The 21,267-nt window shown below is 56.1% G+C and carries 20 protein-coding genes; 6 read left to right on the top strand and 14 right to left on the bottom strand.

Annotation, left to right across the window (positions count from 1 at the left end):
• Window positions 1-119: 119 nt before the first annotated feature.
• From CRO33_RS16460 to CRO33_RS16445, 4 genes are all read right to left on the bottom strand, one after another.
• Window positions 120-1,139 carry a C45 family autoproteolytic acyltransferase/hydolase gene (locus CRO33_RS16460; RefSeq protein WP_097118864.1) on the bottom strand — a complete coding sequence of 340 codons (1,020 nt, stop codon included), beginning with the start codon at window positions 1,137-1,139 and terminating at the stop codon, window positions 120-122.
• Window positions 1,136-1,699 carry a carboxymuconolactone decarboxylase family protein gene (locus CRO33_RS16455; RefSeq protein WP_176505785.1) on the bottom strand — a complete coding sequence of 188 codons (564 nt, stop codon included), beginning with the start codon at window positions 1,697-1,699 and terminating at the stop codon, window positions 1,136-1,138. The genes CRO33_RS16460 and CRO33_RS16455 overlap by 4 nt, the downstream gene beginning before the upstream one ends.
• Window positions 1,696-3,024, bottom strand: a complete 1,329-nt coding sequence (locus tag CRO33_RS16450) for an aspartate aminotransferase family protein (protein WP_097118863.1) — start codon at window positions 3,022-3,024, stop codon at window positions 1,696-1,698. Before CRO33_RS16450 ends, CRO33_RS16455 begins: the two co-directional genes overlap by 4 nt.
• A gap of 128 nt (window positions 3,025-3,152) precedes the next feature.
• The gene (locus tag CRO33_RS16445; protein WP_097118862.1) at window positions 3,153-4,010 is read right to left on the bottom strand and encodes a MurR/RpiR family transcriptional regulator; all 858 of its coding nucleotides are present in this window, start codon (window positions 4,008-4,010) and stop codon (window positions 3,153-3,155) included.
• Between the two features lie 196 nt (window positions 4,011-4,206).
• On the opposite strand from CRO33_RS16445, the gene CRO33_RS16440 reads away from it, so the two are divergent.
• Window positions 4,207-4,845 carry a LysE family translocator gene (locus tag CRO33_RS16440; protein WP_097118861.1) on the top strand — a complete coding sequence of 213 codons (639 nt, stop codon included), beginning with the start codon at window positions 4,207-4,209 and terminating at the stop codon, window positions 4,843-4,845.
• On the opposite strand, the gene CRO33_RS16435 is transcribed toward CRO33_RS16440, so the two are convergent.
• From CRO33_RS16435 to CRO33_RS16415, 5 genes are all read right to left on the bottom strand, one after another.
• Window positions 4,816-5,616: an AraC family transcriptional regulator gene (locus CRO33_RS16435; RefSeq protein WP_097118860.1), complete on the bottom strand. Its 801-nt coding sequence runs from the start codon at window positions 5,614-5,616 to the stop codon at window positions 4,816-4,818. The genes CRO33_RS16440 and CRO33_RS16435 overlap by 30 nt on opposite strands.
• 155 nt (window positions 5,617-5,771) lie before the next feature.
• Window positions 5,772-6,572: an inositol monophosphatase family protein gene (locus CRO33_RS16430; protein ID WP_097118859.1), complete on the bottom strand. Its 801-nt coding sequence runs from the start codon at window positions 6,570-6,572 to the stop codon at window positions 5,772-5,774.
• Between the two features lie 14 nt (window positions 6,573-6,586).
• Window positions 6,587-7,648 (bottom strand): ABC transporter ATP-binding protein, encoded by a 1,062-nt coding sequence (locus tag CRO33_RS16425; RefSeq protein WP_097118858.1) that lies wholly within the window; start codon window positions 7,646-7,648, stop codon window positions 6,587-6,589.
• Window positions 7,645-9,867, bottom strand: coding sequence for an ABC transporter permease (locus CRO33_RS16420; protein ID WP_097118857.1), 2,223 nt, complete (start codon window positions 9,865-9,867; stop codon window positions 7,645-7,647). Before CRO33_RS16420 ends, CRO33_RS16425 begins: the two co-directional genes overlap by 4 nt.
• Before the next feature lie 118 nt (window positions 9,868-9,985).
• Complete coding sequence (locus tag CRO33_RS16415) at window positions 9,986-11,014, bottom strand: ABC transporter substrate-binding protein (protein WP_097118856.1); 1,029 nt, start codon at window positions 11,012-11,014, stop codon at window positions 9,986-9,988.
• Window positions 11,015-11,230: 216 nt separating this feature from the next.
• Between CRO33_RS16415 and CRO33_RS16410 the strand changes: the two genes are divergently transcribed.
• Both CRO33_RS16410 and CRO33_RS16405 read left to right on the top strand, forming a co-directional pair.
• The gene (locus CRO33_RS16410; protein WP_097118855.1) at window positions 11,231-12,265 is read left to right on the top strand and encodes a LacI family DNA-binding transcriptional regulator; all 1,035 of its coding nucleotides are present in this window, start codon (window positions 11,231-11,233) and stop codon (window positions 12,263-12,265) included.
• 59 nt (window positions 12,266-12,324) lie between these two features.
• Window positions 12,325-13,608 carry a histidine-type phosphatase gene (locus CRO33_RS16405; RefSeq protein WP_097118854.1) on the top strand — a complete coding sequence of 428 codons (1,284 nt, stop codon included), beginning with the start codon at window positions 12,325-12,327 and terminating at the stop codon, window positions 13,606-13,608.
• Here CRO33_RS16405 and CRO33_RS16400 read toward each other — a convergent pair.
• Window positions 13,583-14,503, bottom strand: a complete 921-nt coding sequence (locus CRO33_RS16400) for a LysR family transcriptional regulator (protein WP_097118853.1) — start codon at window positions 14,501-14,503, stop codon at window positions 13,583-13,585. The genes CRO33_RS16405 and CRO33_RS16400 overlap by 26 nt on opposite strands.
• A gap of 132 nt (window positions 14,504-14,635) precedes the next feature.
• Here CRO33_RS16400 and CRO33_RS16395 point away from each other — a divergent pair, with 132 nt between their 5' ends.
• A complete protein-coding gene (locus CRO33_RS16395) occupies window positions 14,636-15,316 on the top strand; it encodes an SDR family NAD(P)-dependent oxidoreductase (protein WP_097118852.1) in 681 nt (226 codons plus the stop codon).
• A gap of 102 nt (window positions 15,317-15,418) precedes the next feature.
• On the opposite strand, the gene CRO33_RS16390 is transcribed toward CRO33_RS16395, so the two are convergent.
• The gene (locus tag CRO33_RS16390) at window positions 15,419-16,342 is read right to left on the bottom strand and encodes a LysR family transcriptional regulator (protein ID WP_097118851.1); all 924 of its coding nucleotides are present in this window, start codon (window positions 16,340-16,342) and stop codon (window positions 15,419-15,421) included.
• Window positions 16,343-16,444: 102 nt separating this feature from the next.
• On the opposite strand from CRO33_RS16390, the gene CRO33_RS16385 reads away from it, so the two are divergent.
• On the top strand, window positions 16,445-17,266 hold the full coding sequence (locus tag CRO33_RS16385; protein WP_097118850.1) for an MBL fold metallo-hydrolase: 822 nt from the start codon (window positions 16,445-16,447) through the stop codon (window positions 17,264-17,266).
• Between the two features lie 4 nt (window positions 17,267-17,270).
• Window positions 17,271-18,614, top strand: coding sequence for an amidase (locus CRO33_RS16380; RefSeq protein WP_097118849.1), 1,344 nt, complete (start codon window positions 17,271-17,273; stop codon window positions 18,612-18,614).
• A gap of 26 nt (window positions 18,615-18,640) precedes the next feature.
• Here CRO33_RS16380 and CRO33_RS16375 read toward each other — a convergent pair whose 3' ends face one another.
• From CRO33_RS16375 to CRO33_RS16365, 3 genes are read right to left on the bottom strand one after another with little or no spacing between them, the layout of a single operon-like run.
• A complete protein-coding gene (locus CRO33_RS16375; protein ID WP_045833270.1) occupies window positions 18,641-19,048 on the bottom strand; it encodes a DUF2000 family protein in 408 nt (135 codons plus the stop codon).
• A 34-nt stretch (window positions 19,049-19,082) separates the two neighbouring features.
• A complete protein-coding gene (locus CRO33_RS16370; protein ID WP_097118903.1) occupies window positions 19,083-19,940 on the bottom strand; it encodes an AraC family transcriptional regulator in 858 nt (285 codons plus the stop codon).
• 28 nt (window positions 19,941-19,968) lie between these two features.
• Window positions 19,969-21,255, bottom strand: coding sequence for an SLC13 family permease (locus CRO33_RS16365; protein WP_176505787.1), 1,287 nt, complete (start codon window positions 21,253-21,255; stop codon window positions 19,969-19,971).
• Between the last annotated feature and the right edge of the window lie 12 nt (window positions 21,256-21,267).

The raw sequence follows: 21,267 nt of genomic DNA, 5'->3' as shown, positions 1-21,267 counted from the left end.
TTTTTATTTCTATTCATTTTCGTACCCCACCATAATCGGAATGTTTAACGACTATAGTGGGATTAATTTGAATAGCGCCCGGCCAGGGTGACCGGGTTCACAATATAGCAGATTAGTTTTTAGGAAATCGTGCCTTTAAATTCTGGCTCATCACGATTCAAGGTAAATATCTGCCAGTCAACTTGTTTGGTATGCAGCGTAAATACCGCTGTCGCCAGGGTGTTCTCTTCATCCGGATCGTTCGGCGAAAGGCGATAAATGGGCAGCACCGCATCATGCTGGTCAGAGAGAATCGCTTTTGCTGCATCGCCATCCAGCTGCGTTTGCGTCTCCAGCCACTCAATTAACCGCTGCTGGCGTGATCCGGAGCTGGCAGTGATCACCTGTTCCACGTCATCAAGTTGCGGATGAATCAGGTGATTGGCATGGGCGAACACTGCGGTCAGTGGCGTTACGGAGCAACCCGACCCCGTGGCTTCCACACTAAAGAGACGGCTATCGCCCATCTGTCCGAGCGTATGGTGGAACGATCCGGCGCGCGGTGGTGTGGTCAGGATTGCGATGGCCTCATCCAGCGTGGCCGCATTCAACGCGGCGCGGGCCAGGATTTGACGCGGCACTCCTTCCGGACGATGCAGTGCACGAATATTATTCACCGTATTCACCACGCCCTTCTCGTTTACGGCAACGGTATGACCGCAAATCGACCCCGGATAAGCAAAGCTGGTGAACGCCATCCCACTATCCGGACGGATGCTGACGATGGCACAGTCATCGCGTAATTGAGGAAAACCATCTTCATTGTGCGCGATAGTTAACACGCCATCAGCACGCTGTCCCGCCACGGTGGTACATCCATCCGAGGTTGAACGTACTAAATCGCCACGGCAGTTCCAGGCAAAAACCTCCTCAATCGGCGCCTGTAATCCTGCGGCCAGCCCTTCCAGCTCCTGCCAGATCAGCCGATAGTGCGCCTGGACCAACGCGCGCATGGCCACCGTTTGGTCGGCGTCTTTCATGGCTGTCACTGTCTGGCAGAGTGCGGTGAGCGTCAGCTTTTGATGCCAGGCTTCACGGCCAAATTCACCCAGTTGCTGACCAATTTCGAAGGCGGAACCATGGATTGCGATTTTTTTCATATTGATGCACTTTGCAAAAGAATGTCTGAAGAATCTGGAGCAGGCGTCTGTGCGCCGTTCATGATCATCGAGAGGAAGCTGTAATAACCGTTAATGCCAATCAGATCCACCACGCCCTTTTCGCCCCATAAATCGATGGCTTGTTGCCAGGAGGTGTCGGTGACTTTTTGCTGTTGATGCAGTTGCTGGCAAAAGTGGTAAATCACCCACTCATCCGGCTTTAAGTCATCGGGCAGGCGCTTCTCATTAATGGCCTGTACGGCGGCGGCAGAGATCCCCTTCTCACGTGCTATCGGAGCATGAATCGCCCACTCCACCGGCTGCGACCAGTGACGCGCCGTCATGAGAATCGCCAGTTCCGATAAGCGCTGACCGAGCGCGCTGCGATAGCGCAGGTACTCTCCCATGCGCTGCGCGTGTGCCATCAGCTCAGGGCTGCGCAGCAGTGGTTCAAAGGGTGGAAGCAGCGCACCACGTGGCCCGTTTATGATCTCTTCTGCCAGTGGACGTTGCTGGTCGTCCCACTCGTGCTCCGCCAGCGGCGGCAAACGATTAATCATAATTTACCGGTCTCCTCACGTATCACGGTTGCCAGCGTATCCACCACAAAATCGAGCTGCCTCGGCGTAATAATAAATGGCGGAGCAATCAGGATGTGGTCGCCATACTGCCCGTCAATGGTGCCGCCCATCGGATACACCATCAGGCCTCGAGCCATACAGTTGGCTTTAATGCCAGCATGTAGTTTCAGTGCAGGATCGAACGGGGTTTTGCTCTTTTTATCGCGCACCAGTTCCACACCGGCAAATAAGCCGCGCCCACGCGTGTCGCCCACATGCGGTAATGCGCCCAGCACTTCACGCAAAGCATTTTGCAGATACGCGCCCTGCTGCTTCACCGCATCGAGCAGGTTATCGCGTTCAATCACCTGCTGGACGGCCAGTGCCGCTGAAGCCGCCGTAGCGTGGCAAATATAAGTATGACCGTGCTGGAACAGACCACTGCCCGACTGGAGTGCTGAGACGATCTTTTCGCTGGCCAGCACGGCACCAATCGGCTGATAACCGCCACCCAACCCTTTGGCGATAGTGACCAGATCCGGCACCACATCATCTTGTTCAAACGCGTGCAACGTCCCGGTGCGTCCCATACCGCACATCACCTCATCGGCGATATACAAGATGCCGTATTTATCGCACAGTGCGCGCACGCCTTTCAGATAACCTGGCGTCGGCGGAGTCGCGCCGGTGGTGGCACCCACTACCGTTTCAGCGCAGAAACCAATAATGGTTTCCGGACCGGCATCAACAATTGCTTGTTCCAGTTCATTAAGCAGACGCGTGGTGTATTGCTGCTGCGTTTCATCAGCACGAAGATCGCGGTATTCATTACAGGCTGACACGCGAATCACGTCGATCAGTAATGGGGCAAACTGGCGACGGCGCCACTCATTGCCGCCGACGGCCAATGCACCCAGCGTGTTGCCGTGATAGCTCTGCTTGCGCGCGATGAATTTGGTACGTGACGCCTGCCCGATTTCAACGAAATATTGACGCGCTAATTTCAGCGCGGTTTCCACGGCTTCCGAACCACCGGAAACGAAATAGGCGTAGTTGAGATCGCCAGGCGCCGTGCGCGTCAACTGTTCAGCGAGTTGCTCAACGGTGTTGCTGGTAAAAAAGCTGGTGTGAGCATAGGCCAGTTGGTCGATTTGACGATGCATCGCGGCTAACACATCAGGATGTGCGTGGCCTAAGCAGGAAACGGCAGCACCACCGCAGGCGTCGAGATACTGCTTTCCTTGTTTATCGAAGATGTACGCCCCTTCGGCGCGAGCAGCCACCGCGGGCGTGCTGCGCAAACTGCGGTGAATAATGTGGCTCATACTGGGTGCTGCTCCTGAATACGCTACGGTGATTAAGCGCATCTTGCAGGATTCATTTGGATCACGTCAATGCAATAATGATTCACATGCATTCTATTTTCTTATGACGGATACAAATGAATCACTCCTCAGGATTTGCCAGGCACCACATAAGCTCCAGATTCAATGAGATAGCGTTCGGCATTTTCGATTTTATGCACAGCATCACGGCCATGGCGCGCCACCAGCATTGCCAGTAAGCACTCTGCCAGCCCCATGCCAGAGACCACTGAGGGGAAGAACGACGGACTGTAGATAGAGAATAACAGGGTGCAGTCGGCGGCCTGCGCCAGCGGGGAAACCGGTGAATCGGTAATCGCGATGATCTTTGCGCCTGACTGCTGCGCGGCGTGCAGCACATCCAGTGACTCGCGAGAATAAGGCGCAAAACTGGTCAGCAGTACACAATCCTGGGCGGTGAGTTCACGAGTAAACACCTCGATATTACTGGCGAGGCCATCAATCAACGAGACCTGACGATTGAAGAGTCGGTAAACATAAAACAGTGACCAGGCAATGGGAAAACTGGCGCGAAAGCCGCAGATATAGACGTTATCAGCCGCATCGAGCAGGGTCACAGCTTGTTCCATTTCCGCCTGATTTTCGTTTTGCGTAAAGGCCAGATTGGCCTGATGCGCGCTAAACACCTCATCATACAGCTGCGGCTGTGTTCCTTTGGCGATCAGTTTTTCGGCCTTGGATACGTATGTATCATTGCGCAGGCCAATGTCATCAATGAAGGCATCTTTCAGTTCGCCCCAGCCGTTGTAGCCCAAACGCTGCGCCAGCCGCAGCAGCGTGGCAGGTTTCACACCGGCTTCAACGGCAAACGCGCGCATCGATTGCACCACCAGCTGATTGGCATTTTGCAGAGAGAACTCAGCCGCGCGCTGCAGTTCTGGTGACAGCTCACTGAACTGGCCGACAATTTTTTCCCGAAGATTCATGGCGTTTGGTCGTTGATGGCAGATGGATGCATATAAACATAATTGCGACGGCGAGAAAACCAGACGCAGAGACGATTCATCCTGGAGCGAATGCCGTGGTGCTCCGGGCGCTGTGGCGCAATTCTTTCCAATACAGTGTGATTCGTGCCGTGGTTTAATGCCGCCCACAGAAAAAAATAAGGACAGGCTTGTTGCTATGCTGCAGTTTTCAAATGGTTTTCTGCTGAGTTTATCGCTGTGCCTTGATATTGGGCTGGCCAATATCGCCATGATTACCCTCGCGATGCAGCGTGGCTATTTTCACGGTTTTTGGTTAGGGATTGGCACCTGCATTGGCGACCTGATTTATGCGGTGCTGGCGCTGGCTGGCATGGCGGTGGTGTTGCAGTTTACTGCGGTACGCTGGGTGTTGTGGATTGGCGGTGGATTATTACTACTGTGGTTCGCAGGTAAAATGTTGATCGCTGCACTGCGTAAAGACGCGGCGTTACCCCCAACGGAGCAACAGCCTTATCGTTCGTTACTGCGAGAGTTCAGTCGTGGCGTGGTGCTGGCGATGTCATCTCCCACGGCGATTTTATGGTTTGCCAGCGTGGGCGGTGCACTGATTGCTCGCATGGGGCACGGCAGCGTCAATGCCACTTCCTCTTTCCTCGGTGGGTTCTTTATCGCGGGAGTGGTCTGGACCTGTGTGTTATGCCTGGTGGGCAGCATGGGCGGTAAGCTGTTGGGGCAGCGCCTGTTAAAATACTCCTATCTCGCCTCGGCGCTGATCTTCTGCTACTTCGCCGCCTATGTGATGGTGTCAGGCTATCGGGAGTTTGTATTGGGCTGAGGCAATTTGCTGGGCGTAATGGTGTGGTGTGGTACCCATTACTTTGCGAAAGGCGTTAATGAAGTGGCTTTGATCGTAAAAACCCAGTTGCAGCGCGGCTTCCTGCGGATGTACCCGACGGCGCAACAGTTCCCGCGCCTGCTGAAGCCGCAATTGCATATGGTATTGCAACGGTGGCAACCCGGTGAGCTGGGTGAAACGACGCACCAGATGATATTTACTCAGCCCGGCACGTTGCGCCAGCGCATCCAGTTGCGGTTTCTCGTGCAAGTGTTCACCAAGAAACTGCTTCACCTGTTCGATAATCCGCACTTCCCCCTGCTCGGCACTCTCTTTACCGTCGAGCAGTTCACCACACAGCCACAGCAGCTGTTGTTCCAGCAGTAACTCATCTCCTGTGCGCGCGGCCTGGTCGAATTCAGTGATCGCCTGAAACAACCGCGCGTCATGGAACACCCCTTCGCGCAAAGCGGGCGCAGCGGTGGTGTCAAACATTTCGGATAAGATCACCTGCGGCAAGTGGATGCTGATAAAACTCACCGGATCATTGCTGAATAAGGAGGACTGAATCGCGCTGGGATTATAAATCGTCACCTGCCCGGCAAACACGTCAGAGACTTTGCCATCGAGCCAAATCTCTTCGCGCCCGCTGAGGTTAGCGCAAATTACATATTCATCATGCAGATGACGTGGAAAGCGGCTGCCAGTGGCGTTCACGCGCGAACATTCAATGCCATTGCGGCTAAACCATTCTGATGAGGAGAGCGACACGCGATGACCCGGTAAATATGGTGATGGGTTATAACAGCATCGCCAGGGTCGAATTGCAATGCTGCTGAGTTATAGCGGGCCGATTAGCTTTAGTGACCATTAAAGCGTTTGCCGGGAGCCGCTGCTGCAACGGCTTCCGGCAACGAGGATAAGGCTTAAATTCCCGCAATCCGTTTCAAATCTGCTTCCGCGCCAGGCGCCACCGCCAGCACCTGAGCGCCTTTCAGCAAACGTTCGCCTTCGGTATTGAACGGGTGATACCAGCCGCCCGCCTCTTTCACCAGGCAGTAGCCCGCCAGACAATCCCATACGTGCATATAGGGTTCGTAATAGCCCACTACGCGCCCAGCCGCCACCCACGCCAGCATCAATGCGCCAGAGCCGATACGGATAAAGTTGCCCCCGGCCTCCAGCAATGAGGCCAGAATATTGCCAACTTCAACAGGGCTAACGTGACTGTTAGCGCCAAAGCCAGTGACATGGTTTTGTAGCGTGCGGGTTGGATCAACCTGCAAACGACGGCCATTCAAGGTTGCGCCTTGCCCCAGCGCCGCCACATAGCACTCCTGATAGGTGGGCGCATAGATCACCCCGATCACTGGCACACCGTCATGCAGTACCGCGACGGAGACGCACCAGTTTGGCATGCCGTTCAAAAACGGGCTGGTGCCATCAATCGGATCAACTACCCAGGTGTATCCCGATGTGCCTTCCTGCAATCCGTACTCTTCCCCCAGGAAACCGTCGTCGGCAAACTGGGCGCGAATCTGCTGGTCGATCATCTGCTCGACTTCGCGGTCAGCGCGCGACACCACATCCTGCAGATCATACTTGGTCTCGACCACCAGCGTGTCGCGATGATGGAAATACTCCAGCGCCTTCTCGCCCCCTGCGCGTGCCACTTTCTCTGCCAAAATCAAACGTGCCAGCAGCGCGTCATTCACGGTGTCACTCATTATCTGTCCTTAAATTATCCGGCAATCAGGGCTAATCCCTGAGGTTTAAAATCAATCGCCACGGCAGAAGCCAGCGGCAGACGCTGCTCCATCTGCGCATCAACGATAAACAAGGAACCGAGCGGCGTGGCCACTTCATATTCGATGTGATCACCCAGCCATGTGCTGTGGGTCACTTCGCCTTGCAAGGCTCCCTGCCCATCGCTGTGCAACGTAATAAACTGCGGACGCACCGACAATTGGGCCGAGCCGGTTGGCACGCCGTTACCGCGCACGCGATAACGCAGATTTCCCAGCCGCACCAGCGCATCGTTGCCCTCCACTTGCTCGACTTCGCACGGCAGAATGTTGGCTTCCCCCATAAAATCAGCGATGAACACCGAATTCGGGGAGTGGTACAGGCTTTCAGGTGCGCCCTGCTGGGCAATATCACCCTCTTTCATGACAATAATTTTATCAGACACCGCCAGCGCTTCTTCCTGATCGTGGGTGACATAGACTGCGGTAAAGCCAAGTCTTTGTTGTAGTTCACGAATATCGGTGCGCACGCGGCGACGCAGACGTTCATCAAGATTGGATAAGGGTTCATCCAGCAGTAGCACCTGCGGTTCCAGCACCAGCGCACGCGCCACTGCAATACGCTGTTGCTGACCGCCCGAAAGCTCAGACGGCAATCGCTGGCCCTGGTTTTCCAGTCCCACCAGTTTCAATCCTTCGCGCGCCCGGTCTTGCGCTTCCCGCTTGTTCATTCCCGAGGACTGAAGCCCATACATGATGTTGTCGAGCGCGCTCATATGGGGAAACAGCGCGTAAGATTGGAACACCATTGCCACATCGCGCTCGTTGGCAGGCAAATGTGTTACGTCTTTACCGCCAATCAGAATGCGCCCGGAGGTGGGATGTTCCAGCCCCGCCAGCAAGCGCAGCGTGGTGGTCTTGCCGCAACCAGAGGGGCCAAGCAGCGTAACCAGCGTGCCAGGTTCCACCGTCAGTGACAGATCCGGCAAGGCGTTGAAGCCTGCAAAACGTTTAGTGACATGCTCAAATACCACGGAACCCGCATTAATACTGGTCATACGGTTCTCTCCTGGGTTAACGAAGTTGAAGTCGACGGCACGGCGATATCCACGGGGCGGGCAACACGACGCAATTTTCGCTCACCGACCAGCCACTGAAACACGCCAATGATCAGTAACATCACCACAATCAATACGGTGGAGTAAGCAATCGCCACGCCGTACTCACCGTTTTCGACCAGCCCGACAATGTAGGAGGTCGCCATATTGTATTGCGCACTGACGAGGAAGATGACGGCGCTAATGGAAGTAATAGCGCGAACGAAGGCATACACTAACGCGGCGCTGATCGCCGGTTTGAGCAACGGCAGCACCACTTTTCGCAGTGTGCGGAAACTGTTGGCACCCAGCGTCAGTGAGGCTTCATCGAGACTTTTATCCAGCTGGCTCATGGCCGCAATGCCCCCGCGCACCCCCACCGGCATATTACGAAACACAAAGCAGGCAATCAGGATGAGAGCCGTACCGGTGATCTCCAGCGGCGGCAAGTTGTACGCCATCACATAACTCACACCAATCACCGTGCCCGGAATAGCGAAACTCAGCATCAACAAGAATTCAAACGTCTGACGGCCGGCAAACTTCTGTCGCACAATCAGCCAGGCGGTGAGCAAGCCGACAATCGCGGTGAGCGGCGCGGCAATCAGCGCTATCTCCAGCGTGGTCCAGAACGAGTTCCACGCCACGCCGGTCCAAAGCAGATGCCCGTCACTGCTGCTGACACGGAAAGCTCGCACATAATGCTCGACAGTGAGGGCGTCATTTAGCCCCCATGACTGCACAAACCCACCGACGACGATCATGCCGTAAATCACCAACGTGAACAGCCCCCACGGGATCACCATGCCATACACGCCATAGCGTAATAGTCTGGGCAGTTGACCATGTTTGCCGCCGTCGCCCTTACCAGTGACGGTGGCGAAATTTTTGCCGCCCAACCACCAACGCTGCAGTACGAACGCCGCCAGGGTGAAGCTGAGTAAAATCATCGCCAGCACCGCTGCCCGACTGGGATCATTCTGCGCGCCGACTACCGAGAAGAAGATTTCGGTGGAGAGCACACCGTGACTGCCGCCCAGCACCATCGGGTTACCAAAATCAGCCATGCTTTCGATAAAGCTGATCAGGAAAGCGTTGGCCAGACCGGGCGCCATTAAAGGAAGGGAAATGCGGCTGAAGGTGCGCCAGCGGTTGGCGCGCAGCGTTTGTGAGGCTTCTTCCAGTGAAGGGCTTACCCCCTCGACCACACCAATCAGCACCAGAAACGCGATAGGCGTGAATGACAGCACCTGCGCAATCCAGATGCCGGTTAAACCATACAGCCATCGTCCAGGTTCGATGCCAAACAGCGCCGCCAGATATTCCGTGACCACGCCTGAACGGCCAAACAGCAGAATCAGCGCCAGACCAATCACAAACGGCGGCGTGATAATCGGCAAAATGGTCAGCATACGCAGCGCTTTTTTACAGGGCAGCGGCGTGCGCGTGGCGGCCAGCGCAAAGGCCAGCCCCAATAACGTAGAACCAGAAGCCGTCATCAGCGCCAGCCACAGCGTGCGCCAGGCCGTACCGCAGGTGCCTCCTTTCAAACAGGCCAGACTCCAGATTGAAGGATCCTGAATATTGCTGATCAGTCCGTCGGGTTTAAAACTGCCATCAACGTCCTGCACCGAGACCACAAACATGCTCAGCACCGGATAAAGCACAAAAATACTGACCAGCGCGGTCAGTAATACCAGGGACGCCACCACAAAGGCATCGCCTTTCAACACGCCTCGCTCGGCCAGCGCAAACGAAAACAGCAGCAAAAAGGTGGTCATCAACAGCAGTGCACCCGCGCCCATCGCCGGTTGGCCCTGCTCCAGTGCCCCGAAGCGGTTTTCCAGCCATAACCAGCTCCAGCCGCTGTAGCCGATGGCATGTCCTTCAATCACCAGAAAAATGACGCCCAGTGCGCTAAATAACAGCATCAGGCGGCTGCGCGCGCCAGAGGGAAGTAATCCACACGCGGCACAGAGCGCGAACAAGGTCAGTGCAATCGCCAGCCACGGATGTGAGCTGACCTGCCACAAGGCGGGCGCATTAGCAGGATCGCGCCACAAATTGAACAACCAGCCGCCATCTAAAAAGCCGGCTTCCAGGCTATACCACGGCAGCAAGAGTAGAGATGCCAGGCCGATCAACAGTGCGCCGGTAAGCCGACGATTATTTGCATGCATAAAACACCTCAAGAGGGAGAGTCTGCCTCTCCGGCTCGCAGTGGAATGATGTGTTGAAAGGCGCCACGGCAAGGATAGGATCTCGCAGGATGTGGCGCGGGTTCACGCAGTCAGGCCATCACTGTGCGCTGGCACCAATCTCTTTATCCCAGCGGCTGAGCAGCGCTTTGCGCTTGGCGGAGTCGCCATAGGTTTTGAAGTCGTAATCGATCAGTTTGATGTTTTCGAAGCGCGGGGCGTATTCCGAGATTTCTGCGTTACGATTTGACGGCAGCTGGAAGGATTTCGCTTCCTTCATATGCGACTGCGCCTCTGCGCTAAGCGCCCAGTCGTACCAGACTTTAGCATTCGCCAGGTTGCGCGCCCCTTTCACAATCGACATTGAGCCGATTTCATAGCCTGTGCCTTCACAGGGCGCGACGGTTTTGATCGGGAAGCCATCCACTTGCATTGCAACGGCATCATGCATGAACACGATACCGACCGTGGTTTCACCTCGCGCCGCGGCTTTCACCGGTGCGGAGCCGGACTTGGTGTATTGCGAGACGTTGGCATTGAGTTTTTTCAGGTAATTGAAGGCCTGCTCCTCTCCCATGATTTGCACCAGCGTGGCCAGCGTGTTGTAAGCGGTGCCGGATGAGTTCGGGTTGGCGATTTGGATTTCCCCTTTAAAGCCGGGATCCAGCAAATCCTTCCAGCACAGAGGCTCTTTCAACTTTTTATCGGCGAGCAGTTTGGTGTTATAGCCCCAGCCCAGTGCACCCGCGTAAATTCCCACCGTGCGATAGCCCGAGTTTTCAGCCTGTTTTTGTGCCCAATCCTGCTGCTGGTCAAGCAGTGGAGATTTGTACACTTGCGTTAACCCCTCATCGGCCGCCTGCATATGCGGATCGCCGGTACCGGCCCACCAGATATCGGTACGCGGATTACGCGCTTCACTGCGTAAACGCGCATACGCTTCCCCCGCCGACAAACGCACCATACTGACTTTGATATCTGGATGGCTCTGGCTGAAGATGCGTGTCATGTGTTCACACACCACCACGTCAGCGGAACAAACCATGTTGAGGTTGCCCGCCGCAGAGGCAGCGAAAGGCAGTACAGTACAAGAGAGGGATAGTGCGACGGCGATTGAGGTGGCTCGCATGGTGTTCTCCTTTGATTGTAGGGTGGTGCTTCACTGGCACCTTTTTTGCACATCTGTGCAAAGTAGTAATGAACAAAAAAACAGCTGTCAAATGGCTTGCGATGCAATTGATTGGTTGTGTCACAAAAATGCAACAAATTAGATTCTGAACGGTTTGCACAGCTTTGCAATTTGAGGCAGACTCTTTTTCAATCGATGTTTGCACAGGAGTTGAGCATGCAGAGTGAGAAAACCGTGGTCAGTGCGCAGGATGTGGCAGAACGCGCTGGCGTATCACGCTCAGCGGTATCACGCGTGTTTACACCGGGTGCCAGCGTGTCCTCTGCCATGCGAATCCGCGTCATGAAAGCCGCGCAAGAACTCGGCTATCACGTCAACCATCTGGCGCGCGGCCTGGTGCGTAATCGCAGTGGAATTGTGTGCTTGATAGTCTCGGAGATCGCCACACCCTATCGCGCTAGCCTGGTGCGCTGGCTGACCCAGTTTCTGCAGGAAGCGGGAAAAATTGCCATGCTGATCAATACGGATCGTTCCGACAACAGCGTGTCAGCCGCGTTGCAGCAGGCGATTAACTTCCGTGCGGACGCCTCGATCATCCTTTCCGGTATGCCGGATCGCACCATCACGCGTCAGTGTTATCAACATGGTCAGCGCATCATTTTGATTAACCGCGATGAAGCACTACCCGGTTCACTCAGCATCAATCTGGATGCACAGCGAGCCGCTGCCACAGCGGTGATGGCGTTTCAGCGTGCTGGCTGTCGCCACCTCGCCTTTGCTAACTCCCTGGCGGGCACACCCAGTCTGATGAAACGGGAAGCGGCGTTTGTTGCCGAAGCGCAGCGCGTTGGGATGACGGTTACCGTTGAGCGCTTTGGCTCCACCTCTTATGAAAGCGGGCAGATTCTGGCCCACCGATTGCTGACTCAGCATCAACGACCCGACGCCGTGTTTTGCGTGACCGACCTGGTTGCTTGCGGATTTATGGATGAAGCGCGCCACCGTTTCGCCCTGCGCGTGCCGGAAGATTTGTGCCTGATTGGCTATGACAACATCGCGCAGGCAGGCTGGTCTTCCTATAACCTCACCACCTTTGCCCAACCGGTTGAGCTGTTTGCGCGCGATGCCGTGAACTGGCTGATGCAAACCGAAGCCGATGAAACCGGCTTTACCCCGCAAACCGAGCAACAGCATGACAGCTTGCTGTACCAGGCCGATGTGGTGTGGCGCGGGTCCGTGCGCGGTGCCTAAACACAGCGTGTTATCCCACCCGGTTCTGCATAAACGCCCTATTTCGTATAAGGATCACGATGAACCTTCGTATAAATCACTTTGCCGCCAGCCTGTTGATTGCCGGTGCGTCCTGGTTTAGCGCCCTACCGGCACACGCTGAAGCGCGGTATCAGCTGGAAAAGGTCGTGGAACTAAGCCGACATGGTATTCGCCCACCCACGTCTGGCAACCGTAAGGAGATTGAAGCGGCGACTCAGCGCCCGTGGACCATCTGGACCACACACGATGGCGAGTTGACCGGGCATGGCTACGCTGCCGTGGTGAACAAGGGGCGCTGGGAAGGCGATCACTATCGTCAGTTGGGTTTATTGACGTCAGGCTGCCCACAGGCACAAGAGGTGTATGTTCGCGCCAGCCCGTTGCAACGCACCCGCGCCACTGCCCAGGCACTGGTGGATGGTGCATTTCCAGGCTGTGGCGTTACGGTGCATCACGTGGCGGGTGAGGATGATCCCCTGTTCCAGACCGAAGCGTTTCCGGCTACCGATACCGATCCCGCACAACAACTTGCCGCCGTGACCGCTACGACGGGGAATCTGGTCGCACGTCAGCAGGCGCTACAACCTGCCGTTCAGGCATTAAAAAGTGCTGTCTGTCAGCCAGGTAGCGATTGCTCGGTCTTTGACAAACCGTGGCAGATCAAGCAGAGCAAGAGCGGCAAGACCTATGTGCAGGGATTGAGTGTTCTTGCCAGCATGGTGGAGACGTTGCGTCTGGGCTGGAGTGAGAACCTGCCGGCAGATCAACTGGCCTGGGGCAATATCACCCACTCTACACAGATAACCGCTGTATTACCGCTGTTAACCGCTAATTACGACCTCAGTAACGACGTGCTGTATACGGCGAAAAAGCGTGGCTCCATTCTGCTGAATGAAATGATTCAGGGTGTTGAACAGGGTGTCAGCCCCGTTTCAGATGCCGTGCCGGATGCACGCTGGCTGCTGTTTGTCGCACATGACACTAACATCGCGATGGTGCGCACGTTGATGGGCTTCACCTGGACTTTGCCGGGCTACACGCGCGGCAACATTCCCCCCGGCAGTAGCCTGGTGTTTGAACGCTGGCGCGATAAGCAGAGTGGCGAGCGATGGCTGCACGTTTACTTCCAGGCACAAAGTCTCGACGACCTGCGTCGGCTGCAGTCCGTCAATCATGTGCATCCGCTGCTGCGAGAAGAGTGGCGAGCGCCAGATTGCCGGGTCACCGAGGTCGGCACGCTGTGTCCAATGGCATCCACGTTAGCGGAATTCGGTCAGCAACTTGACCCTACCGCCATTACGCCGGTGAGTTACGCTCAATAGAGCACACCTGTTTCACCACGCCGCGCAGCCAACGATGCGCGGCATCATTCTCCAGTCGAGGATGCCACATTTGTGACACGGTCATTTCTGGCGTCGCAAAGGGCAACTTGACCATCGCCAACGCCTGGCTGTGAGCAATCAATGGGTGATGTGCAACCAGCGAACGGGGCACCAGCGCCACCCAATCCGAATCGACCACCAGCGCCACAGCGGCAGAGAAAGCCGGCACAACAGCAACAACCTTGCGCTGCAATCCGGCTTGCTCAATGGCGTCATGGATCGGTCCACCCCGCTCTGCGCGACGAGACGCCACAATGTGGCCAAATCGGGCTAATTGGGTGATGTCCATCTGCTGTGTCAAAGGATGGCCCGCGCGTACCACGCCGACAAAACGATCGCGAAACAGCGCCTGCAAGCGGATTTCTGGCCCCATATTGCCGAGCACGCCAATCTCTATATCAATGCTGCCATCACGCAATTCACGATCACTTTTCTCCGGCTTTGCCACAAAGACCAACTCGACCTTCGGTGCCTGCTCGGTCACAGCAGCAATCAACGCACAGCCAAACGCTTCGACAAAGCCTTCGTTGGTGCGCAACCTAAAACAGCGATTCAGTTGTGCTAAATCCAGCGTTTCAGCATCCGGGCTGAGCACGGCATGTGCTTCCCGCAACGTACGCTGCGTCCGTTCCCGTATCGCTTCTGCATAAGGGGTCAGCACCATCTGGCGGCCGGCCCGTACCAATAACGCATCGCCCGTGACATTGCGCAGGCGACCCAGCGTGCGGCTCATCGCGGATTCGCTCAGGTTCAACTGACGTGCCGCCCCCACCACGCTGCCCGTGGTGAGCAGCGTGTCGAGTGCCGTGAGTAAATTCAGATCGGTGGTGTTCATGGACACTATCCTGCTGAATGTCGGGCGACATAACAAGGCGTTTGGTGCATGTTACCACTGCATAGGCTGCGTGTTCCGCCTGTTCTCACTCCGCGCTAGACTTTTCTCTTCAACTCAACTGAGGAACACAGGATGAAAACATTATTGATTGGCGCGTCACGCGGGTTGGGATTCGCACTGGCAGAAACCATGCTACTGCGAGGCTATCAGGTTGTGGCGACCGGGCGAGCCCATTCTACCGATAAACTGTCGCAGCTGGCTGCGCGCTATCCGCAACAGCTGACGGTAGAAACGGTGGATATTACGGACCCCGAGCAGGTTAGCGCCCTGCATCAACGTCTGGCGGACACGGAGTTTGACATGCTGTTCGTCAATGCCGGGGTGAAAAATGACGATCGGGAAACGATAGCCGATGTTTCAACCGAGGAGTTCACCCGTGTGATGGTGACCAACGCGCTCAGCCCATTACGCGTGATCGAGACATTCAAAGATCGGGTCAGCCCCAGCGGCACGATTGCAGTGATGTCTTCCGGTCAGGGCAGTCTCACCAACAATACCAATGGCAATTACGAGGTGTATCGCGGGAGTAAAGCAGCGCTGAATATGTTTATGCGCAGCTTTGCCGCACGCCACCAGGATGCGCGCACCTTGCTGTTAATGGCGCCAGGCTGGGTGCAGACCGATATGGGCGGGCCGGAAGCTCGCCTGACCATCGATGAAAGCATCCCCAATCTGCTCAACACCATGGAGGCGTATGCGGGCCGCACCGGGCTGCATTATCTCGATTACCTCGGCCGCGTCGTGCCGTGGTGAAGTCAAAGGGATGAGCAGGACGCTGCAGCCCGGAGCCTGAAGTCTGAAGTCTGAGGTCTGAGCCTGAAGTCTCAGCCTGAAGCCTGAATTCTGAACGCCAGACTAAATCTTCCGCTGCAGCAGACTGCACAAAGTCTCCCGCAGCCACCGGTTTGTCGGATCGTCTTGCTGGGCGTTATGCCATAGCAAAGACAGTTCGTAGTCCGGCATCTCAACCGGCACCGGCGCAGCATTCAAGCCATAGCGTTGGCACCATGCAGGAGCCAGCCCTTGCGGCACCGTGGCGAACAGCGGCATCTGCTGGAGTAGCAGTGGTAAGCTGGAAAAGTGCGGCGTGACATAGCGTACACGTCTGGATTTACCCAGGCGCTGCAGAGCATGGTCAAGGGCACTTTCGCTGGCACCGCGATAAGACACCAGCGCATGCTGATGACCGACAAACTGAGCCAGCGTAAGGCGTTCCAGTGCAATTTGCTGGCGGCTCCACACAGTGCGAAAACCCGCCGGGCCGATTTTCTCGCGGGTTAAGTCACGACTAACTTCATTCCCAACGGTGATTACCATATCCGCCTGCTGCTGCTCCATTAACGGAATCGCCTGCCAGGGATCGGCAGCGACGACATGAATATCCACACCGGGCGCGGCAGTGGCAAGTTCCGATAACAAATCAGGCATCAACCACTGTTCCAGCCAATCGCTGATGCCAATGCGAAAACGGCGGTTATCACGCTGTGGATCAAATGCATCGGGCGTGAAGATCACCCGATGCAACCCCTGCATCAGCGGTGCCAACTGCTGCACTAATTGCTCGGCACGCGGCGTCGGTGTCATGCCGTATGACGTGCGAATAAACAGCGCATCATCGAACATTTCACGCAACCTTTTCAAAGCGGCACTCACCGCTGGCTGGCCGAGGTAAAGGCGATTGGCGGCCTGCGTGACGCTGCGTACCTCGTACATCACCATCAACACCACCAGCAGATTGAGGTCGATACGAGAGAAATCATTTTCATTGATGTTGTTCATGATTTTAATCGATTTAAATAATGTTTTCCGCCTCAGTATAGTGACTTTCAACTTACTGTCACGGGCGCTGTTAAACGCGTCCTCTATCAAGTGGAGCACAGCATGAACATTCAGATAGGAGAATGCCGGGTTGAAAAAATCACTGAGCAGCGCGCCGCTTTTCCGTTTGGGGGGTTGTTTAAGGCACATCGTTCTGAGATGAGTGACGCCTTTGCCGAACAGCCGGCTGAAGTGTCTATACACAGCTGGGTGGTGCGTACCGCTGATCACACTATTCTGATTGATACCGCAACCGGCAACGGGCGCAACCGCAATAACAAACCGTTATTCCATCAGCTGAATACGCCTTATGTCGAAAATCTGGCACGGGCGGGCGTGGATCCTGCTGAAGTCACGCTGGTATTGATGACGCACATCCATACCGATCATGTTGGCTGGAATACGCACTGGGTGGACGGTAAGTGGCAGCCGTTGTTCCCCAACGCGCGTTATGTCTGCTCGGCGGCGGAATTGCAGCACTGTCAGGACGATCCCGCCAGTCAGGAACTGTATCGCGACAGTATCCTGCCGCTGATCGAACGCGACCAGCTGCAGACCATCAATGTGCAGGAATCTCCTCTGTTCGCCGGAGTGCTGCGCTACATTGCCACACCGGGTCACAGCATCGATCACGCGTCGATTGTGCTGGAAAGCCAGGGCGAATATGCGATTTTCCCCGGCGATGTGATGCACCATCCGGTGCAATTTCACCACCCGCACTGGAACTCGCTGTTCTGTGAAGACCTTCCGCTCGCGATGGCTTCACGTCAACGCGTTATAGACTGGTGCCAGCAACATCAGGCAATCTGGTTCAGTTCCCATTTTCACAGCAGCTCTTTGGGCCGTGTTGCGCCTGATGGGCAATGGACTCCACTTGAGGATTGACCGGATGCAATACGCTGATTATCTCACCGCGTCGCTGAGCGACTTATCCCTGGCACTGCAACGCGGTGATGTTACCGCGCGCCAGCTGACCGACTTCGCACTGCAGCGCATAAGTGAGGCAGACCAGCCGCGCTACAACGCCATCACCTGGCTGTTTGCGGATGACGCGCGTGCGGCAGCAGAACGGAGTGATACACGCCGTCAACGCGGTGAGGCGTGGGGTCAGCTGGACGGCATCCCGGTGCTGATTAAAGACAATATTGAAGTACAAGGCTGGCCCACCAGCGCGGGTTCGGTGATGTTGCGTGACGTCATCGCTGATAACGATGCTCCGCTGGTCACCAGACTGCGCAATCAAGGCGCGATTTTGATCGGCAAAACTGCGATGCATGAACTGGCAGCGGGCATTACTGGCGCCTCATCGCTGAGCGGCTTTACTCACAATGCCTGGCAGCAAGGTCGTTCACCGGGCGGTTCGAGTAGCGGTTCCGCGGTTGCCGTTGCCGCCGGTTATGTGCCGCTCGCCATTGGCAGCGACACAGCAGGTTCGGTGCGTATACCCGCCGCGTTTAATGGCCTGTTCGGCTTACGCATGACACGAGGTGCACTTAGCACATCTGGAATTGTGCCGCTGTCACCCACTCAGGATATCCCCGGCCCGCTGACACGCATTGCGGCCGACCTCCGCATCGCCAGCGAAGTGCTCAGCGGCAAGACGTTTGCTACGGAGGGAGAAGCATTGCGGGTTGGCATCTGGCAGGAAGGATTTGCCGCTGATGAAGATGAGATTAACCAGGCGGTGCAGGCTGCCGTGGCCGGGTTCGCACCCGCGACACTGAGCTGGCCAGAATTAGAGACGTTAGCGGCTGATGCCAATATCATCGGTTATGAATTTTCTGAAGCGCTGGCAGAGTATTTAGCCGATAAGCCGCAGGCGCAGTTCTATACCCTGCCGGATATCGCTGCATCCGGGCTGTATCATCCTCAGCTCGAAACCGTGTTTAAGACCCGCGCGGTACATCCTGGCACGGCCAGCGAAGGTTATGCACGGGTGCAGCAGCGCCAACATGATCTTTACCAGCAGTTGGTGGCGATGTTCGACCAGCACAACATTAACCTGCTGGCTTACCCGGTGGTGCGCCGTGCGCCAGTCAAACACGGCGAGATGCAGGAAGGCAGCAATGCGCTGGTTTCCGCAGTGACTGGCGCGCCAGCTATCTCTATTCCCGCTGGCCTGAGCGACGACGGGTTGCCGATTGGCGTCGAATTGCTGGCGCTGCGTGGCCGGGAAGACTTGTTGCTGCGCGCAGCTGCAGCCATCGAGCTGCGCATATCGCTGAATAAATGAAAGCGTCGCCGCAGGGGCGACCGCGTTTATCCGTGCAGTGACAGCCCTTTAATCGCCTTATCCACTGCTTTCTTTGGCCCACGAATCGCGATGCCGACCAGGTTCAGGTTGTCGGCATCTTCAGCCATGAATACCTCGCGGTTGGCGGCATCATGTCCGGTGGCGAACATCGCTTCCACATACGGGATCACCGTCAACTCCCGTTCCAAACCCTGGCGATGAGCCCGTTGTAATCCCGTAACATCACCCGCAAACACCAGCATCGGCTGGCCTGCCATATTGCCGTATTGACGCCCCTTCGCATCCACGTAAGGTTCGCCCATCATGTCAGGCGCGGCAGAAGCAATGCCGGTGGCGAGAAAGGCCACCACATTCAGGCGCTGCCAGGTGGCTAAATCATCACGAACAATCAGGGCGATTTTGGTATCAAACATCTGTCACTACTCTCCGATGGGGTCTAAAACAGTATCATCTAAGAGTCGCGGGGGTGGGATATAGAACGTTTGTGCACTGTCGTTGATAGGAGGCCGGTGTCATGCGGTAGGCGCGTTGGAACCAACGCCCTAAATGGCTCTGATCGGCAAAACCAACCTGAGCGGCAACCTGCACCGGCTCAATGCCCTGCGCCAGCAGCACACGTGCGCTGCGCAACCTCAGCCGTACCAGGTAGGCATGCGGTGACTGACCAAACGCCTGCTTAAACTGACGCGTCAGCTTAAAGCGATCAATGCCCGCCAGCCGTGACAACTCATCCAGCCCTATATCCTGCGCCATAAAATCGTGCAGATAGTCGCGTAATAGCTGCATGTGCTGCATCGCTGCACCTGATTGCGCATTGGGTTTGATTTCAAGATGGCGGGAAAGCATCGTCATCAGATGATCGAGGCTTTGGTCGCGCGCCAGTCGCCCATCACTGTGATGCACTGAAAACCACGCCTGCTGGATGGCACTGGCCAGCAGCGCATCATCATTTAGCGTGTGGCGAAACGCCCCTTCAATATTGGAGACATCCCCCAGACCGCGTCGCTGCATCATCTCTGCCACCCAACGCTGCGGCAGATAGAGCATGGTGTAGGTGAAACCCTCTTCGTTAGGGGCGTGGCCGTCATGCACCGCGCCCGGCTCAATCAAAATGGCGCGGCCCGGTGTGCTGGTGTGCAATGCACGATGGCAGTTGAAACGTTGTAAGCCCTGCTGCGTCACGCCCACCAATAATTCGTCGTGATCGTGCGGATCGTAGGCGTGTCCGCGAAAATGCGCGTTGACGCTTTCGATACCGGTTTCGTCATCGCGACGAAAATCGACCCAATCATTATTGGCTGACATAACGGCGTGCTCAGGCAGTGAGGGAAAGTCAGGCATAGCCTAGCAGCCTGAACCAGAGATAATCCAGTGGTAACAGCAACAGCACGCTGAAGATAAACACCAGCACGCACAGTTGCAGGCCCGCTTTGGCAGGCACATTACCCAGCCCCATCGCCACCACCACTGGCGAAGCCTGATAAGGCAACAGCGGCGTCGCGTAGGCAAACACCTGCATCATGACGACGCTCATCAGAGAAAAGCCGGATGCGGTTGCCAGCTCTTGCGCGATCGGCGTCACCATCGCTGGCACGCCGTTGGCAGTCAGCACAAAGTTGAGCAGCGAGACCAGCGAGTTAAGCACCGCGAAATTACCAAACGAAGCGTGATCCTGCAGTGGCAACAAGCTAAGCAGCAGATCAGCGATGAGACGACCCAGCCCTGAATCCACTACCACTGTGGCCACGCCGAGAATACCGGCAATATAGATACAGGTGCGGAAATTAACCCCGCTGGCGAAATCATCACTTGAGAGAAAGCCGATGCGCGGCAGCAGGCAAATACACGCCGCCGCCAGACCAATCCATGCGGCGGGCAAGCCGTGCAGGCTATCGGTCATCCACAGCAATAGAGTGATAGCCAACAGGCCCATCAACCGCCATTCGCTGCGGCTGAGCGGCTCAAGTTGATCGCGATGGCGCACGGGCTGAGGTTGCGCGCGGAACAGGAACAGAATAGCGGCTGCGAGTATCATTCCCTTGCCAATCCCCACCACCGGCATATGCAGCAGCCACCAGGGCAGCCACTGGAGATGGATCTGATAAGCGTTTTCAGCAGCGCCGCTGAGTACCAGATTGGGCACGTTAGCCGGTAAGATGCTGGCGGAGAGCTGGAATGTGCCTAAACCCACCGCCAGCGCCAGACCAATGTTGCCACGGCTCCCGGCTTTAATTCCGGCCCGCTCACCTAGCGCCAGCACAACAGGCATTAGCAGTGCGATGCGCCCCATATTGGAAGGCATCACCAATGCCAGCAGATAGGTCAGCACCAGGGTGCCAACGACCATGCGCGGCCAGCTCTGACTGAACGGCACCACCAGATAGTTAGCCCAGCGCTGTGCAAGCCCGACTTTGCGGATCGCCGCACCGAGCACAAAACCGCTCAATACCAGCCAGAAGGCTGAAGAGGCAAATCCGCTGAAGATGGTGCTGGTCGGGGCGATGTTAAGCAGCGTGGCGGCGGCAAAAAACAGCAGCGCGGTGAGATATTCCGGCAGGCGTGCACTTGCCCACAGCAAAATGGTGATGGCTATGACCAACGTGGTAAGCCAGAAATGCATATCTAAAGTCAC

It is taken from the genome of Pantoea sp. GL120224-02 (genome assembly GCF_900215395.1).
GTDB classification, from domain to species: domain Bacteria; phylum Pseudomonadota; class Gammaproteobacteria; order Enterobacterales; family Enterobacteriaceae; genus Pantoea; species Pantoea communis.
Note: the sequence above shows the minus strand (reverse complement) of the source record. Positions and strands in the feature narration are given on the sequence as shown.